Source organism: Stenotrophomonas sp. YIM B06876, from assembly GCF_030711595.1.
Taxonomy (GTDB): domain Bacteria; phylum Pseudomonadota; class Gammaproteobacteria; order Xanthomonadales; family Xanthomonadaceae; genus Stenotrophomonas.
The window spans coordinates 1-14,179 of the sequence record NZ_JAUJUJ010000050.1 but is presented as its reverse complement, the minus strand read 5'-3'; the positions used below and the strand labels follow the sequence as shown (position 1 = coordinate 14,179).

16 protein-coding genes are annotated in these 14,179 nt (G+C 66.7%); all 16 read right to left on the bottom strand.

Going from position 1 to position 14,179, the window contains the following annotated elements; genetic code table 11:
* A partial coding sequence (locus QZH66_RS13825; RefSeq protein ID WP_305806520.1) for a hypothetical protein occupies positions 1 to 220 on the bottom strand: 220 nt, incomplete at its 3' end.
* Positions 217 to 675: a flagellar export protein FliJ gene (gene fliJ, locus QZH66_RS13820; protein ID WP_305806519.1), complete on the bottom strand. Its 459-nt coding sequence runs from the start codon at positions 673 to 675 to the stop codon at positions 217 to 219. The genes QZH66_RS13825 and fliJ, both read right to left, overlap by 4 nt.
* The gene (locus tag QZH66_RS13815; RefSeq protein WP_305806518.1) at positions 672 to 2,063 is read right to left on the bottom strand and encodes a FliI/YscN family ATPase; all 1,392 of its coding nucleotides are present in this window, start codon (positions 2,061 to 2,063) and stop codon (positions 672 to 674) included. Before QZH66_RS13815 ends, fliJ begins: the two co-directional genes overlap by 4 nt.
* Positions 2,060 to 2,701 (bottom strand): FliH/SctL family protein, encoded by a 642-nt coding sequence (locus QZH66_RS13810; protein WP_305806517.1) that lies wholly within the window; start codon positions 2,699 to 2,701, stop codon positions 2,060 to 2,062. The genes QZH66_RS13815 and QZH66_RS13810 overlap by 4 nt, the downstream gene beginning before the upstream one ends.
* Positions 2,698 to 3,684 (bottom strand): flagellar motor switch protein FliG, encoded by a 987-nt coding sequence (fliG, locus tag QZH66_RS13805; protein WP_305806522.1) that lies wholly within the window; start codon positions 3,682 to 3,684, stop codon positions 2,698 to 2,700. The genes QZH66_RS13810 and fliG overlap by 4 nt, the downstream gene beginning before the upstream one ends.
* A gap of 10 nt (positions 3,685 to 3,694) precedes the next feature.
* Positions 3,695 to 5,335, bottom strand: a complete 1,641-nt coding sequence (fliF, locus tag QZH66_RS13800) for a flagellar basal-body MS-ring/collar protein FliF (protein ID WP_305806516.1) — start codon at positions 5,333 to 5,335, stop codon at positions 3,695 to 3,697.
* Between the two features lie 12 nt (positions 5,336 to 5,347).
* Complete coding sequence (gene fliE / locus QZH66_RS13795; protein ID WP_305806515.1) at positions 5,348 to 5,710, bottom strand: flagellar hook-basal body complex protein FliE; 363 nt, start codon at positions 5,708 to 5,710, stop codon at positions 5,348 to 5,350.
* A 314-nt stretch (positions 5,711 to 6,024) separates the two neighbouring features.
* A complete protein-coding gene (locus QZH66_RS13790) occupies positions 6,025 to 7,506 on the bottom strand; it encodes a sigma-54 dependent transcriptional regulator (RefSeq protein ID WP_305806514.1) in 1,482 nt (493 codons plus the stop codon).
* The gene (locus QZH66_RS13785) at positions 7,499 to 7,882 is read right to left on the bottom strand and encodes a response regulator transcription factor (RefSeq protein ID WP_305806513.1); all 384 of its coding nucleotides are present in this window, start codon (positions 7,880 to 7,882) and stop codon (positions 7,499 to 7,501) included. The genes QZH66_RS13790 and QZH66_RS13785 overlap by 8 nt, the downstream gene beginning before the upstream one ends.
* Positions 7,883 to 7,896: 14 nt before the next feature.
* Positions 7,897 to 9,306, bottom strand: coding sequence for an RNA polymerase factor sigma-54 (rpoN, locus tag QZH66_RS13780; RefSeq protein WP_305806512.1), 1,410 nt, complete (start codon positions 9,304 to 9,306; stop codon positions 7,897 to 7,899).
* A gap of 269 nt (positions 9,307 to 9,575) precedes the next feature.
* Positions 9,576 to 10,208, bottom strand: coding sequence for a response regulator transcription factor (locus tag QZH66_RS13775; RefSeq protein WP_305806511.1), 633 nt, complete (start codon positions 10,206 to 10,208; stop codon positions 9,576 to 9,578).
* 82 nt (positions 10,209 to 10,290) lie between these two features.
* Positions 10,291 to 10,872: a PilZ domain-containing protein gene (locus tag QZH66_RS13770; protein ID WP_305806510.1), complete on the bottom strand. Its 582-nt coding sequence runs from the start codon at positions 10,870 to 10,872 to the stop codon at positions 10,291 to 10,293.
* Positions 10,869 to 11,180 (bottom strand): hypothetical protein, encoded by a 312-nt coding sequence (locus tag QZH66_RS13765; RefSeq protein ID WP_305806509.1) that lies wholly within the window; start codon positions 11,178 to 11,180, stop codon positions 10,869 to 10,871. Before QZH66_RS13765 ends, QZH66_RS13770 begins: the two co-directional genes overlap by 4 nt.
* A 1-nt stretch (position 11,181) precedes the next feature.
* Positions 11,182 to 11,601 (bottom strand): flagellar export chaperone FliS, encoded by a 420-nt coding sequence (fliS, locus tag QZH66_RS13760; protein WP_305806508.1) that lies wholly within the window; start codon positions 11,599 to 11,601, stop codon positions 11,182 to 11,184.
* Positions 11,602 to 11,730: 129 nt separating this feature from the next.
* Entirely contained in the window at positions 11,731 to 13,122 is a 1,392-nt protein-coding gene (gene fliD, locus QZH66_RS13755; protein ID WP_305806507.1) for a flagellar filament capping protein FliD, read from the bottom strand.
* Between the two features lie 951 nt (positions 13,123 to 14,073).
* A partial coding sequence (locus tag QZH66_RS13750) for a flagellin (protein ID WP_305806521.1) occupies positions 14,074 to 14,179 on the bottom strand: 106 nt, incomplete at its 5' end.

Below are 14,179 nucleotides of genomic sequence, written 5' to 3'. Positions count from 1 at the left end.
GCGGGTCGGGCGTCGCTTCGGCGGCGGGTGTGTCCGGCGCGGTGGATTTCGCGGCCGGCCCGCTGGACGGGCTGTCGGTGGCAGCCGCGGCGGCGTTGCCGGCGCGCAGCAGGTGGTCGAATGCGCCGGGTTTGCCGGGACTCTTTTGCGAAACCGGGGGCGGGCCCGCTTTGTCGGTGCCGGAGGTCGGGGAAATGGCGCCGAGCGCCAGCAGGTTCATGCGCTCTCCCCGCTGTCACCGGCGCCGGTCTGCGCCTGGCGCACGCGGCGCGCGCCAAGGTCATCCATCTCGCGCTGGTCGCGGCGGTCGAGAACCTGCTTTTCCTGCGCGCGATAGCTGGCCGCCAGCTGTTCCAGCACCTGTTTGTCGCGGCTGGCCAGCAACAGCCTGGCGCGTTCGGTATCGACGTGTTCGCGGTTGCGGTCCACGGTCTGGCTCTGCTGCTGGACGGCGCTGTCCAGCCGGTCGAGGAACGCCCGCCGGTTCATCAGCTGTGCCGGGCTGGTCGCGGCCATCTGCGCATTGGCGTATTCCTCGGCGTAGGTGCGCAGCTCGGCCAGTCGCGAGACATGGGTGTCGAGCGTCTTCTGGCGTTCGGCCAGATCACGGGCGACCTCGTCCTGCAGGTCCTGGGCGCGGCGCAACAGCGGGTCCATACGACGGGATTGGTTCATGGTGTGTTCTCAGGTTCCACCAGGCGTTTCAATGCCGCCTGGCTGTGGGGCAGGTCGGCCGCCTTGTTCACATCCTGGCCGAGGAAGTCGACGATCTCCGGCCACCGTTCCAGCGCCTCGTCGGTGGCGGGATCATTGCCGCGCTGGTAGGCGCCAATGGCGATCAGGTCGCGATTGGAGGTGTACGCCGAGACCAGGCGCTTCAGCTTGCGGATGCGCAGGCGCCACGGGTCGTCGGCGATGTCCTGGACCACGCGGCTGACCGAGGATTCGACGTCGATGGCCGGGTACAGGCCACTGTCGGCGACGCGGCGCGAGAGCAGGATGTGGCCGTCAAGGATGGCGCGGGCGGCATCGGCAATCGGGTCCTGCGGATCGTCGCCTTCGGTGAGCACGGTGTAGAACGCGGTGATCGAGCCGCGGCCCTTGGCGCCGTTGCCGGCGCGTTCCACCAGTGCCGGCAGCTTGGCGAACACCGACGGCGGATAGCCGCGGGTGGTCGGCGGCTCGCCCACCGACAGGCCGATCTCCCGCTGGGCTTGGGCGAAACGGGTCAGCGAATCCATCAGCAGCAGCACGTTCAGGCCCTGGTCGCGGAACCACTCGGCGATCGCGGTGGCGCGGTAGGCACCGTGCAGGCGCGCCAGCGGCGGCCGGTCGGCCGGGCTGGCGACGACCACGGCGCGGCGCAGGCCTTCCTCGCCCAGGGTGCTTTCGACGAAGTCGCGCACTTCGCGGCCACGCTCGCCGATCAGGCCGACCACGATCACGTCGGCGGCGGTATAGCGCGTCATCATTCCCAGCAGGGTGGATTTACCCACGCCCGAGCCGGCGAACAGGCCCACGCGCTGGCCGCGGCCGATCGGCAGCAGGGCATTGATCGCGCGTACCCCCACGTCCAGCGGCTGGATGATGGGCTCGCGCGCGAGCGGGTTGATCGCCACGCCGGCCATGCCGACGCTGCCTTCGGCCCGGATCGGGCCCTTGCCGTCCAGCGGCACGCCGTCGCTGTCGATGACGCGGCCGAGCAGGCCTTCGCCCACTTCGACCCCGCCCCGCTTGTACGAGGGCACCACCCGCGCATTCGGCAACAGGCCGTGCAGTTCGGCGCTGGGCATCAGATAGGTGCGGTCGCCGGCGAAGCCGACGACTTCGGCATCGACCCAGCCGCCGTCCATCACTTCGACCTTGCAGCTGGCGCCAAGCGGCGCTTCGCAGCCGACCGCTTCCAGGGTCAGGCCGACGGCGCGACGCAGGATGCCTTCGCGGATCAGGCCGCGGCCGTTGCCGGCATCGAGGCTGAGGTTGTCCAGGCGTGCAGCCAGGCGCAGGTTGCGTGCGGGAATCCACGCCGCCGGCGCCGGCAAAGCGGAAGAAGCAGGGTTCATTGGACGGCTCCAGAGCGGCGCATCACCGTGCCAAGCGCCGCACGCAGCCGTGCATCCAGGGTGCCGTCGATGCGTACGCTTTCGGCATGCACGCGCAGATCGCCGCGGCTCAGGCCTGGATCAGGGCTCAGCCGCTGTCCGGTGGGCAGGTTCAGCAACGGCGCCAGTGCGGCGATATCGTCCGGATGCAGGCGCATCTCGACCTCGCGGCTGGTGCCGCCGACCGCGTCGATGGCCTCGCTCACCAGTTCGCCGAGCAGGGCCGGGTCGGCCGCGTAGGCGCGCCCGACCAGGGTGCCGGCGATCCGTACCGACAGATCCCCCAGTGCCCCGACCACCTCGTTCTCCAGCCGCACCAGCGGCCGGCTGAAATTGTCGAGGATGCCTTCGATCTGGGCGATCAGGCGCCGCACTTCGCTTTGCCCCTGCGCATAGCCGTCGATATGCCCCTGCTCAAACCCTTCCTGCTGCGCGGCATCCTGGATGGCCTGGATTTCCTCCAGGGTCGGGGGCTGCAACAGCGGCTCGGGCGCCGGCTCGGGTGGCGCTTCCGGCGCGGTCGATCCGGCCTCGGCCGGCGGGGCGTCGGCGTCAGGCGCCATCAGGTCCGGGGCCAGCCAGCGCACGGCATTGTTCACAGCATCGCCTCCGCGTTGCCGCCAATGGTGACCGCGCCCTCATCGGCCATGCGCTTGACGATGGCCAGGATCTCGCGCTGCGCCACTTCCACGTCGGACAGGCGCACCGGGCCGCGCGCTTCCATGTCTTCAAGCAGGATTTCAGCGGCGCGCTGCGACATGTTGCGGGTGATCTTGTCGCGCACCTTGATGTCGGCGCCGCGCAAGGCCAGGCCCAGGCGCTCGCCGCTGACCTCGCGCAGCACCAGCTGCATTTCACGGTCGTCCAGGTCGACCAGATCGTCGAACACGAACATCAGGTCCTGGATGCGGGTGCCGAGCGGGGCGTCGATCTGCGAGATCTCGCTCAGGATCGCCTGGTCCTGGCCACCATCCATGAAGTTGAGGATGTTGGCCGCACACTGCACGCCGCCGATGTTGGACGACTTCAGGTTCTGGTTGCCGGCGAACTGGCGTTCCATGATCTCGTTGAGTTCGTTGAGCGCGTTGGGTGGAATGCCGTCCAGGGTGGCGATGCGCAGCAGCACGTCGACCCGGGTACGGTCGGGCAGCAGCTTCAGCGCATCGGCGGCCTGGTCGGTTTCCAGATGCGCCATGACGATGGCGATGATCTGCGGATGCTCGTTGCGGACCAGGTCCGCCACCGCGCGCGGATCCATCCACTTCAGCGCGTCCAGACCGGTGGTGTTGCGGCCCAGCAGGATACGGTCGATCAGGCTGCCGGCCTTCTCGGTGCCCAGCGCCTGTACCCGCATGGTGCGGATGTAGTCGTCCGAACCGACGCTCAGCGAGGTCTTTTTGCCCAGCTCGGCGCCAAATTCGTCCATCACCTTCTGCACCTGCTCGCGGGTGACATCGCGCAAGGTGGCCATGGCGATGCCGATTTTCTGCACCTCCTTCGGCTCCATGTGCCTGAGCACCTCGGCGGCATCCTGCTCGCCCAGCGACAGCAGCAGCACCGCAGCGCGCTGCACCCCGGTCATTTCCATGGCCTCAATCATTGGCCACCCAGCCCTTGACCACCTGGGCCACGCGCTTGGAATCGGTCTTCACCGCATCACGGGCCATTTGCAGGCGCTCCTCATAGGCATCCACCGGCAGCGCCAAGGGCGCGCCCCCCGCCAGTTGCAGGCGGTCGGCGGCCAGCGCCGGCATTTCCCCGTTCCCGTCCAGCAGCTGCACATCGGCGCTGAGCGGATCATCCTCGGGGCCGGGCAACCCCTTAGGCGGGCCGGAAATCTGGCGCAGCGCCGGCCGCAGCACGCCGAACAGCAGCGCCAGCACCACCAGCGCGCCCAGCACCAGGCGCAGCGCGTCGCGGATCTGCGGGTTTTCCCACCAGTTCGGTGCATCGACGGCGACCGCTTCGCGCACGAATGGAGCGTTCATCACCGACACGGTGTCGCCGCGCTCGGGGTTGAAACCCACCGCCTGCTTGACCAGGCTTTCCACCCGGGTCAGTTCGGCCGCGCTCAACGGCTGGTCGCTGACCTTGCCATTGGCGCCAGCCCGCGGCACATGATCGACCAGCACCGCGACGGTGACACGCTTGATGCGGCCGGGCGGCTGGCGGGTGTGCTGCAGGGTGCGGTCCAGCTCGTAGTTGCGGGTGGCGTTCCTGGAGGTTTCCGTCGCCGTGGCCGCGACCGGTGCGGCGGCGGCACCGGGCGGCGTGTTGCTGGCCGCGCCGGGAATGCCCTGCGGGCCGTTGCCCGGGCTGCTGTTTTCGCTGATCTGTTCGCTGCGGATCTTCTGTGGCTCGCCGTTGTACAGCTCGCGGGCTTCCTCGGTGACCGAGAAATCCATATCCACGCTGACCTCCGGATTGACCCGGCCCATACCGGTCATCGGTTCGAGCAGCTCGCGGATGCGCTGGTTGAACGAGGTTTCCTGGCGCCGCACCTGGTCGAACTGCGCCGCGTTCAAGGCCGCTTCGCTGTTGGGATCGGAGAGGGTCAACATGCGCCCGCTCTGGTCGACCACGGTGACGCGTTCGGGGGCGAGGTCGGGAATGCTGGAGGCGACCATGTGCACGATCGCATCGACCTGGTTGCGCTCGAGCGCCGCACCGCCGCGCAGTTCCAGCACCACCGAGGCGCTGGCCACGTCGCGCTGGCGGGTAAAGGCGCTGGGCTTGGGAATGGCCAGGTGTACGCGGGCGTCACGCACCGGGCGCAGCGTGGTGATGGTGCGTACCAGCTCGGTTTCCAGTGCGTGCTGGTAGCGGGCGTTTTCCACGAACTGGCTGACGCCAAAGCCCGGGTCGCGCTCCATCAGTTCGAACCCGAGCCGGCCGCTTTCGGTCAGGCCGGAACCGGCCAGCTTCAGGCGCGCATCGTGCACGCTTTTTTCCGGCACGCTGATGGCGCCGGTGGCCTGGTCGATCTGGAACGGAATCTGCGCGGTGCGCAGCAGGTCGGTGGCCTCGGCGGTCGCCTTGGGGTCCAGCCCGGTATACAGCGGCACCAGCTGTGGCTTCTGCGACCAGAAGAACACGAACAGGCCGGCGGCCACGGCAATGGAGATCATCGCCATCAGACCGAGCCGGCGCGTGATCTGCAGACTCTGCAGGCGGTCGAACCAGACCCCGGCCTTTTCTGCGTTGATCGATTCTTTGGAAAGCGCGAGAGCCATGCGTTTCTATCCTTACAGCGGCATGTTCATCACGTCCTGATAAGCCTGGACGAGACGGTTGCGGACTTCCACGGTGGCGCGGAAGGCGATCTGGGATTGCTGTGCGGCGACCATCACCTTGGCCAGATCGGCGCCGGGGTCACCCATTTCGAACGCCGTGGCCAGCGTGCCGGCTTTCTGCTGGGTTTCATTGACGCCGTTGATGGCGTTGCGCAGGGTGTCGGTGAAGCTCGGCGCCGACACCGGCGAGGTGCCGGTCAGCCCGCCAATGGCGTTACCGCGCGCGACATCGGTCAGGGGTGAAATCGGGCCGGTGGAGGCCTGGGTCTGATAGCTGCGGATCTGGGTAAGGATCGAGTTGACGGAGTGGGACATCGGCAAACTTCCAAAGCAATGGGGCTACTGCCGATTCAAATGCAAGACATGTGCCCAAATGCAAGGAGGTCCCGGGGCCACGGGATGCACGCCCTGGTGGTCGCTTTTTCGCGGTAGGCCCGGCGCGTCCTGGCAGAGGCTGCGCTGTTGCGCAGGCCGCTGACGGTTTTCCGACTGCGCCGCCGCCGCTGCCGGTGGTTTGTCGTCGCGAGTTGGGTGAGTTGGCACCAGCAGGCAAGGCCAGTGGCAAGCGGCGAAAAAAAACAGCGCTCCGGATGGAGCGCTGCTTCAGATGCCACCGGAGGCGGTACCGGTCAGTTGGCCATTTCCACCGGTTCGCGCTCGATGCCGTACTTGCGCAGCTTCTCCACCAGCGTGGTGCGACGCAGGCCCAGCAGTTGCGCGGCGTGGGCGACCACCCCGTGGGTGCGTTCCAGCGCCTCGTTGATCAACGACAGTTCGATGCCGGCGATATGGTCGCGCAGGTCCAGGCCGTCGCTGGGCAACTGCGCGGCCGAATCGGCTTCGGACGCCACGGCCGGTGCGGAAGCGGCGGGGACGGGCCCGGCGGCCGGGATCAGGCCCAGCAGCATCGGGCGCTCATCGGCTTCGTCTACCACCGGTGTCACCGCGGCAGGCGGGTCGCCGCGATAGCGCGCCGGCAGATCCTGCACCCGCACCAGCCCGCCCGGATGCAGCACCGCCAGACGTTCCACCAGGTTGGTCAGCTCGCGCACGTTGCCCGGCCACGGGTGGTGCGACAGCGCCTGCAACGCTTCGGCGGCAAACCGGACTTCGCCGCGGCCGGTGCGCGCCAGTTGCAAGGCGATGGTTTCCACCAGCGCGGGAATGTCGCTGGTGCGCTCGCGCAAGGCCGGCACCTCGATCGGAAACACGTTCAGGCGATAGAACAGGTCCTCGCGGAACTTGCCTTCGCCAATGCGCTCTTCCAGATCACGGTGGGTGGCGGCGATCACGCGCACGTTGCAGCGGATGGTCTGGTTGCCGCCGACGCGCTCGAAACTGCGTTCCTGCAGCACGCGCAGCAGCTTGACCTGCATCGGCAGGCTCATGTCGCCGATCTCATCCAGCAGCAGGGTGCCGCCTTCGGCCATCTCGAAGCGGCCCTTGCGGGCGTTGAGGGCGCCGGTGAACGCGCCCTTTTCGTGGCCGAACAGCTCGCTTTCCAGCAGGTCGGGCGGAATCGCGCCGCAGTTGATCGCCACGAACGGGCCGTCGCGACGCGGCGAACGCTGGTGGATCGCGCGCGACACCACTTCCTTGCCGGTACCGCTTTCGCCCAGCACCAGCACGGTGGTGTCGAACGCGGAGACCTGGTCGATCAGCTGCCGCAGTTCGACCACGGCCGGGCTGGAGCCGGTGGGGCCGCTGTCCTGGGCGGCGCCGGCCTGGTGCTCGGCATCCAGCCGCTTGAGGCTGGCGCGGCGCAGCAGCGCCTCCATCTGCGCATGCCGCAGCGGGGCTTCCAGTGTCCATACGTTGGCCTCGTGCAGCCCGTAGGTCCGCGCGAAGGTGGCCGCATCGCCTTCGGTCAGCAGCACCGGCGGCGGCAGCGGGGTGCGCGCCAGCCAGGTGAAGAACGCCGCCGCCCGCACCGGATCCTCCTGATGGCCGACCACCAGCGCCATCCAGTCGTTGGGGCGATGGCGGGCGATATCGATATCGCCGGCATCGGTCACCCAGCGCGGGGTGAGGTCCATGAATTCGAGCAATGCCACGGTGCGTTCGGCACGCACGCCATCATTGTCGAGAACAAGGATGCGGGACTCACTCATGATGGCTTTCCTGTCGGAGGCTTTCCAGGATCGGCATGACTTCCTGGATGTAGGACAACTTGCTGACAAAATTGTCGGCACCGGCGCGCAGCGCATGTTCGCGGTGTTCGACATCGTCGAAATGGCTGGCGATGACGATGTACGGCGCCTCGTCCTGGGTCTTGATCAGCCGCGTGGCCTGCAGCCCCCCCATTTCGGGCATGGCCAGGTCCATCAGCACCACCTGCGGGCGCAGCGCTTCGCAGCGGGCAATCGCCTCCAGGCCATTGCCGGCACTGCCGACAATCTGCAGCCAGTCGATCTTGCGGAAGTGGCGCATGGCCGCGTTGATGAAGCCTTCATGGTCGTCGACCAGCAGTACGGTGAGTTTGCTCATGGAGTCCTGTGTCCTCAGCCCATGCGGGCCAGCGGGGGCTTGGCGTTCTGGCGGCGCCGTTCGCGGGCCGGGGCGATATCAAGCTGTTCGCGGTATTTTGCGACGGTGCGACGGGCGATATTCACCCCCTGGCGCGACAGCAGGGCGGCGATGGCGTCATCGGCCAATGGGCGCGCCGCCGGTTCGGACTCGATCAGCCGCCGCACCATGGCCTTGACCGCCAGTCCGGAGATGCTGGCGCCTTCCAGCCGCACGGCGAAGAAATGCTTCAGCTCCAGCGTGCCGCGCGGGGTCTGCACATACTTGCCGGAAGTGATCCGCGAGATGGTGGACTCGTGCATGCCGATGGCGTCGGCCACTTCCTTCAGCGTCAACGGGGCCATGGCTTCCTCGCCACGGGTCAGGAACGCGGCCTGGCGTTCGACGATCACCCGGGTGGTGCGCAGCAGGGTGTCGTAGCGCATGGACAGGCCACGGGTCAGCCAGCGCGCCTCCTGCAGCATCTCGCGCATCGGCTGCGCGGCATCGCCCGACGTGTCAGCCACCACTTTTTCATAGGTGGGATTGATCGATACACGGTGGGTGGTGGACGGATTCAGGGCCACCCGCCATTGCCCATCGGCATGCCAGGCGACCACGTCCGGAGTGACCACCGCGTTGGTCTGCGGCAGCAGCTGCTCGCCCGGACGCGGCTGCAGCGAAAGGATCAGCCGGAACGCTTCGTGGATATCGGTTTCTTCCACGTCCAGTGCGCGGGCAATGGCCGGATAGTCGTGGCTGGCCAGCTGCTGCAGATCGCCGTGCAGCAGGCGCGCGGCCAGCGGCCGGGCGGCGACCGGACCGGGCAGGCAGTGCAGTTGCGCCAGCAGGCACTCGCGCAGGTCGCAGGCGGCCATGCCCGCCGGCTCACCTTGCAGCAAGCGCTGGCGCAGGGCTTCCACATCCGCGCCGCTGCGGTCGAAGCGGGCGCTGGCCAGCAGGGTCAGCTGCGCCAGCGGCGCATCGAGATACCCGTTGTCATCACAGTGCTCCAGCCAGAACGCGGCGATCGCCAGGTCGTGCTCGTCCAGTTCCAGCGCCAGCGACTGCAGAACCCGCAGCTGCGGGTCGCTCGACTGGTCGGCGGCGATCTGCGCCATACGGTCGTCATCGCCGTCGCGCCAGCTGCTGCCGGCCACCTCCCACATCGAGCTTTCCGGCAGTTCGTCGAATGCGGCGGTCTCGATCGCAGCGTCCACCACCGGGGTTTCGGCCTGGGCGCCGGCGATATCCTGCTCCAGCTCCAGCAGCGGATTGGTTTCCAGCGCCTGGCGGATTTCCAGTTCCAGCTGCATCCCGTCCAGCTGCAGCAAACGGATCGACTGCAGCAATGCAGGCGTCAGGTGCAGTTGTTGCCCCAGCTGGGCGGACATGGAGGTTTTCATTGCATTTCCCCGTAGCGCCAGACAGCGGGCGCGTTGTGGAACGCATCTTGCGTGTCCGCTGCCGGGGAATGAATCAGGGCGAACCCTAGGGCTGTCGTCAAACTCCCGACTTGATGTAGGGTTTTTCCTTACGCAGCGTCAGACTCCCGGCGCCTTGAAGGCTGTTTTCAAAGGAAATAGGCGTTCCCGCAGCCTGCTGGCGCCAGCGCAATGGCGCGTCGCCGTTCTGTGAGGCACTGCCGCGTCAGGCATTCGTCGCGGGGGCCGGTTCAGCCCAGTTCCTGCTGATGGCGCGCCGCCAGCAGCACCAGATCATTGGCGCGCCGGCACCCCAGCGCCTCCATCATCCGCGCCCGATGCGTTTCCACGGTCTTGGCGCTGATACCCAGGTCGGCGGCGATTTCCTTGGTGCTCTGGCCATTGCCGATCAGGCGCAGGATCTGGCGCTGACGGGGCGACAGGGCGGCAATTCCCACGGGTTTGTCACCGCCCAGCAACGGGGCCAGCATCTTGGCCGAGATCTGCGGGCTCAGGAACACCTGGCCGGCATGGGCCGCGCGCAGCGCCAGCTCCAGTTCCTGCGGGGCGGCATCCTTGACCACAAATCCGACCGCGCCGCGATCCAGCGCATCGCGTACATGCACGGCATCGTCGTACATCGACATCATCACCACGCGGGTTTTCGGCACCCGGGCGCGGATATCGGACAAGGCATCCAGCCCGCTGCGGCCGGGCAACGACAGGTCCAGCAGGATCAGGTCGGGAAGGTGGGCCAGGCCCATTTCCAGTGCCTGGTCGGCATTGCTGGCTTCGGCCACCACCTGGATATCGGCGAAGCCCTGCAGCAACCGGCTGAGGCCGGCGCGGACCAGGGTGTGGTCATCGACGATGAGAACGCGCACGGGAGTGTGTTTCGTGTGGAATAACAGCAAACACCTTAGCCGAGCGGCGCGGGCGCGCCAACTGGCCCGAGGCGCGCCTGATTCAGCGCAGCCGCCGCGAACCGGCGATCTGGCGCCGGTGCAGGCGGAACAGGTGCCGTTCCAGTGCCATTTCCAGTGCGTCGCCGGCCGCCTGCAGGCGCAGCCACAGGTAATAGCCGCCATTGCCACTTGCCGCTTCGGCAATGACCGTGACCGGCAGTTCGATGGTGTCCGGCAACCAGTCCGAAGGCTGCAGCCGAACCACGCCATGGCTGCCGGGCGGGGCGCCGCTGCGGCTGCCCAGTTCCAGACGCAGGCCGCGCCGCGACCAGCGCAGTGGGCGCAGGGGCAGGGTGTCGACGGATTGGCGCAGCAGCCGGCCCAGCAGCACCAGGGTCAGGTCCAGCCGTGCCTCCAGACGCTGCAGTTGCAGACTGGCATCGCCGCGTTCCTCGCCGTCATCGCCGCTGCGCGAATCCTCCACCAGCGCCACACTGCGCAGCAGCATCTCCGCCGCACCGGGGCGGATCGCTGCGCTGCCCACCGCAAACTCCGCGGGCAGTGAAACGTCGCAGCTCAACGTGTCGTCGAACAGCTCGGTTTCGGCCGGGTGATGCACGGGACTGGCGGCGGGATCGTTCATGCCAGCGATTCTGCCAGGTGATAGGCATTGGCGGCGCGTACCGACTGGCGCCCGGCGCGCAGGCGCGCGCCGGCGATATCGCGGCGGGTGAGCATGTCGGCCATCAGCGTCTGTTGCAGTTTGAGCAGGCCTTGCAGGGAGGCGACCGGCGATTGGCCGTTGATGCCGTCAACATAGTGGCGCAGGCGACGGTCGTGGTTGTCCAGGATCCGCGCGGCCAGGTCGTGCTCTTCCTCTTCCACCGCCACGCGCAGCGCTTCCAGGTCGGCGTAGAGCGCATCCAGTGCGGGGTCGTGGGTCGCGGTCATCTCAGACAAGGGGCACCGCCGCGCGCTGCCGCTGTTCGGCGGGAATGGCGCTCCAGGCCGATTCGATTTCGCCCAGCAGCTCCAGCGCCTCGCGCAAGGCCGCCGCATCGCTGTGCAGATTGGCTTCGGTCAGGCGCTGCATGACGTAGTCATACAACGCCGAGAGGTTGCCGGCGATCTCGCCACCGGCTTCGTGGTCCAGCGATCCGTTCAGATGCCCGACGATGGCGCATGCCTCGCCAATCGCCTTGCCCTTGCGGGCCTGGTCACCCTGGGAAATACATGCATCCGCCAGGCGGATACGCTCGCACGCGCCGCTGAGCAACAAGGCCACCAGCTTGTGGGGATCGGCATCGGTGACGCTGGTCGACACGCCTACCTTGCGGTACTGCTCGGTGAATTGACGGTTCTGGCCGTACATCGATCATGTCTCCTTCGTGCGGGGCCGCGAGCCTCGCGAAATCTGCGGCACCTGGGTGGAGCCTGGGTGGTGTGATGCGTCAGTACCCATAACGGCAGTGCAGGTGGGCAACTTGAGCCGGTGGGCGGATCAGCCGTTTAGCTGGGCCAGTTGCGACAACTGTTGGCTCAATGCCGAGCTGGTCTGGCTCAACTTGCCCATCAGCATGTCCAGCGCCAGGAACTGTTTCTTGTAGCGTTCGGTAACGCCTTGCATGCGTGTATCCAGCGCCTTGCGGCGCTTGTCGATATCGGTGAGCGTGGCGTTGATGCTCTTCGTGCGCGATACGAACGCGCCTTCCTTGCCGGCCGTGCTGCTGGTGTAGCCGTCGACCATGGCAAACAGCTTGGCTGCGGCACCGTCTTCGCCGGTCAGCGCCTGGCGGACGGCATTGGGCTGGTTGACCAGGGCGGCATCGAATTTGGCGGTATCCAGGGTCAGGCTGCCATCGGCATTCGGAAAACCTCGGGTCTGCAACCCCAGGGTCTTGGGATCCAGTCCGGCCTCTGCAAGCTCCTTGAGAACGCCTCCCATCATCCCGCGCAACTGGCTGGCAGCGCCGCGCATCTGCGCATCGCCGGTCAGCGATGACGGCGACTTGTTCTCGACGTCATACTTGGTGGCGTTGTTGATCGCCGCCAACGCGCCGTTGTAGGCGGTGACGAAGTCCTGCATCACCTTGCGTGCAGCACCTGCATCGGTGCTGATGGTGACGGTGCTTTCGCCCTTCTTCTTCAGGGTAAGGGTCAGGCCCGGCACCACGTCGGTCACCGTGTTTTCGCTGCTCGTCACCGACACGCCATCGATGGTCAGTTTGGCGTCGGCCGCCGGCGTACGCTCGGACAGGCTGCCAGCCAGTGCGGCCAGCTGGGCATTGTCGCCGCTGTAGGAAAGTTTGATCGCGTTGGCGGCACCGGATTTTTCCTGCGAGATCGACAGGAACTGGCTATCGCCTGAAGTGATCAGGGTGGCCTGCACGCCTTCACTGCGGCCGGCCTTTTCGATCTTGCTGCGGATGGTGGTGAGGGTGTCCTCGGCCTCAATCTCGATATCGAGGGTTTTCTGCTTGTCACCGGTGCCCACGCTCAGCGACAGCGTACCCGCGCCAAAGGTCTGTGCCTTGGGTACCGCGGTATCGGCGATCCATTTGTGCGCGGTGGCGAGTTCGTCCACCACGATCACATGGCTGCCATTGGCGGCGGCATTGGTCCCGGTCGCCGTCAGAATCTCGTCGGTGCCGGACTTGCTGGCGGTAAAGGTACGGGCATCGAACGCCGTGGCGGCTTTAAGTGCCTTCAACGCGGTGCTGAGCGTATCGAACGCGGATTTGACCGTGCCGATTGCTGAAAGCTGCATTTTGGCCTTGGATTGCTGCAGATTCAGCGCGTTGTCCGCCGGGCGCCGGTCAGCTGCAACCAGACTGCTGACCATGCCGGAGATATCCAGCCCTGAACCGATGCCGCCGAAACCGAAATCAGCCACGTTGTTGCTCCTGTTTATATGCCAATGCGGCGAGGCCGCAGGGCTATCCCATCAACGGAAATAGCGGCCGTAGCCGCCGGGTCTTTAGCACCGCGTTGATGCAGAAGTTGTGCCAGGACGGAGGAGTGAACGTTCTGGCATGCAGATTGCATGTGCACTGGAGCAGGGGCGTCGACCGGAGTTCTGGGCCGGTGACCTGTTAAAAAAACCCTCCTCCAATGCAGAGAAGGGGTCAGGCTACNTGTGCCAGGACGGAGGAGTGAACGTTCTGGCATGCAGATTGCATGTGCACTGGAGCAGGGGCGTCGACCGGAGTTCTGGGCCGGTGACCTGTTAAAAAAACCCTCCTCCAATGCAGAGAAGGGGTCAGGCTACTGAAAAACGGGGGGAGACGAAGCCACCCGGGAGGTTCAGTCAAAACGCAGCGCCGATAAAAGGGGTGCCGAAGGGGCGAGCCAGGGCCACACAAGTGGATCGAGCCGGAATCTGCTCCGGGTCATATAGGCCCGGGGTGTATAAAAACCCCCTCCAACGCAGAGGGGGGAACCAGGCTACTGAAAAGCGGGGGGAGACGAAGCCACCCGGGAGGGTCAGTCAAAACGCAGCGCCGATAAAAGGGGTGCCGCAGGGGCGAGCCAGGGCCACACACGGGGATCGAGCCGGACTCTGCTCCGGGTCCTAGCGGCCCGGGGTGTCTAAAAACCCCCTCCAACGCAGAGGGGGGAACCAGGCTACTGAAACGCGGGGGGAGACGAAGCCCCCCGGGAGGTTCAGTCAAAAAGCAGCGCTGATAAAAACATTGCCGCAGGGGCGGGCCATGGCCACGGAAGTGGTTCACGCCGGAATCTGTTCCGGGTCATGGGCATGGCCCGTTCCTGCAAGGGTATTGCACGGTCTGTGGTTGCCCGCGCCGCCGACCTAAGCCAGCGGCGCGGACGATGCCGCCGTGGATCAGCGCAGCAGGCTGAGCACGTTCTGCGGCACCTGGTTGGCCTGGGCCAGCATGGCCGTACCGGCCTGCTGCAGGATCTGGGTGCGGGTCAGCTCTGCGGTTTCC

What these genes read in the sequence shown, in the direction of transcription:
- QZH66_RS13815 (WP_305806518.1), bottom strand. Translation starts at nt 2,063, where the DNA reads ATGAACCCTGCTTCTTCCGCTTTGCCGGCGCCGGCGGCGTGGATTCCC.
- fliE (WP_305806515.1), bottom strand. Translation starts at nt 5,710, where the DNA reads ATGTCCCACTCCGTCAACTCGATCCTTACCCAGATCCGCAGCTATCAG.
- QZH66_RS13790 (WP_305806514.1), bottom strand. Translation starts at nt 7,506, where the DNA reads ATGAGTGAGTCCCGCATCCTTGTTCTCGACAATGATGGCGTGCGTGCC.
- QZH66_RS13770 (WP_305806510.1), bottom strand. Translation starts at nt 10,872, where the DNA reads ATGAACGATCCCGCCGCCAGTCCCGTGCATCACCCGGCCGAAACCGAG.
- rpoN (WP_305806512.1), bottom strand. Translation starts at nt 9,306, where the DNA reads ATGAAAACCTCCATGTCCGCCCAGCTGGGGCAACAACTGCACCTGACG.
- fliG (WP_305806522.1), bottom strand. Translation starts at nt 3,684, where the DNA reads ATGACCGGGGTGCAGCGCGCTGCGGTGCTGCTGCTGTCGCTGGGCGAG.
- QZH66_RS13785 (WP_305806513.1), bottom strand. Translation starts at nt 7,882, where the DNA reads ATGAGCAAACTCACCGTACTGCTGGTCGACGACCATGAAGGCTTCATC.
- fliS (WP_305806508.1), bottom strand. Translation starts at nt 11,601, where the DNA reads ATGTACGGCCAGAACCGTCAATTCACCGAGCAGTACCGCAAGGTAGGC.
- fliF (WP_305806516.1), bottom strand. Translation starts at nt 5,335, where the DNA reads ATGGCTCTCGCGCTTTCCAAAGAATCGATCAACGCAGAAAAGGCCGGG.
- fliJ (WP_305806519.1), bottom strand. Translation starts at nt 675, where the DNA reads ATGAACCAATCCCGTCGTATGGACCCGCTGTTGCGCCGCGCCCAGGAC.
- QZH66_RS13765 (WP_305806509.1), bottom strand. Translation starts at nt 11,180, where the DNA reads ATGACCGCGACCCACGACCCCGCACTGGATGCGCTCTACGCCGACCTG.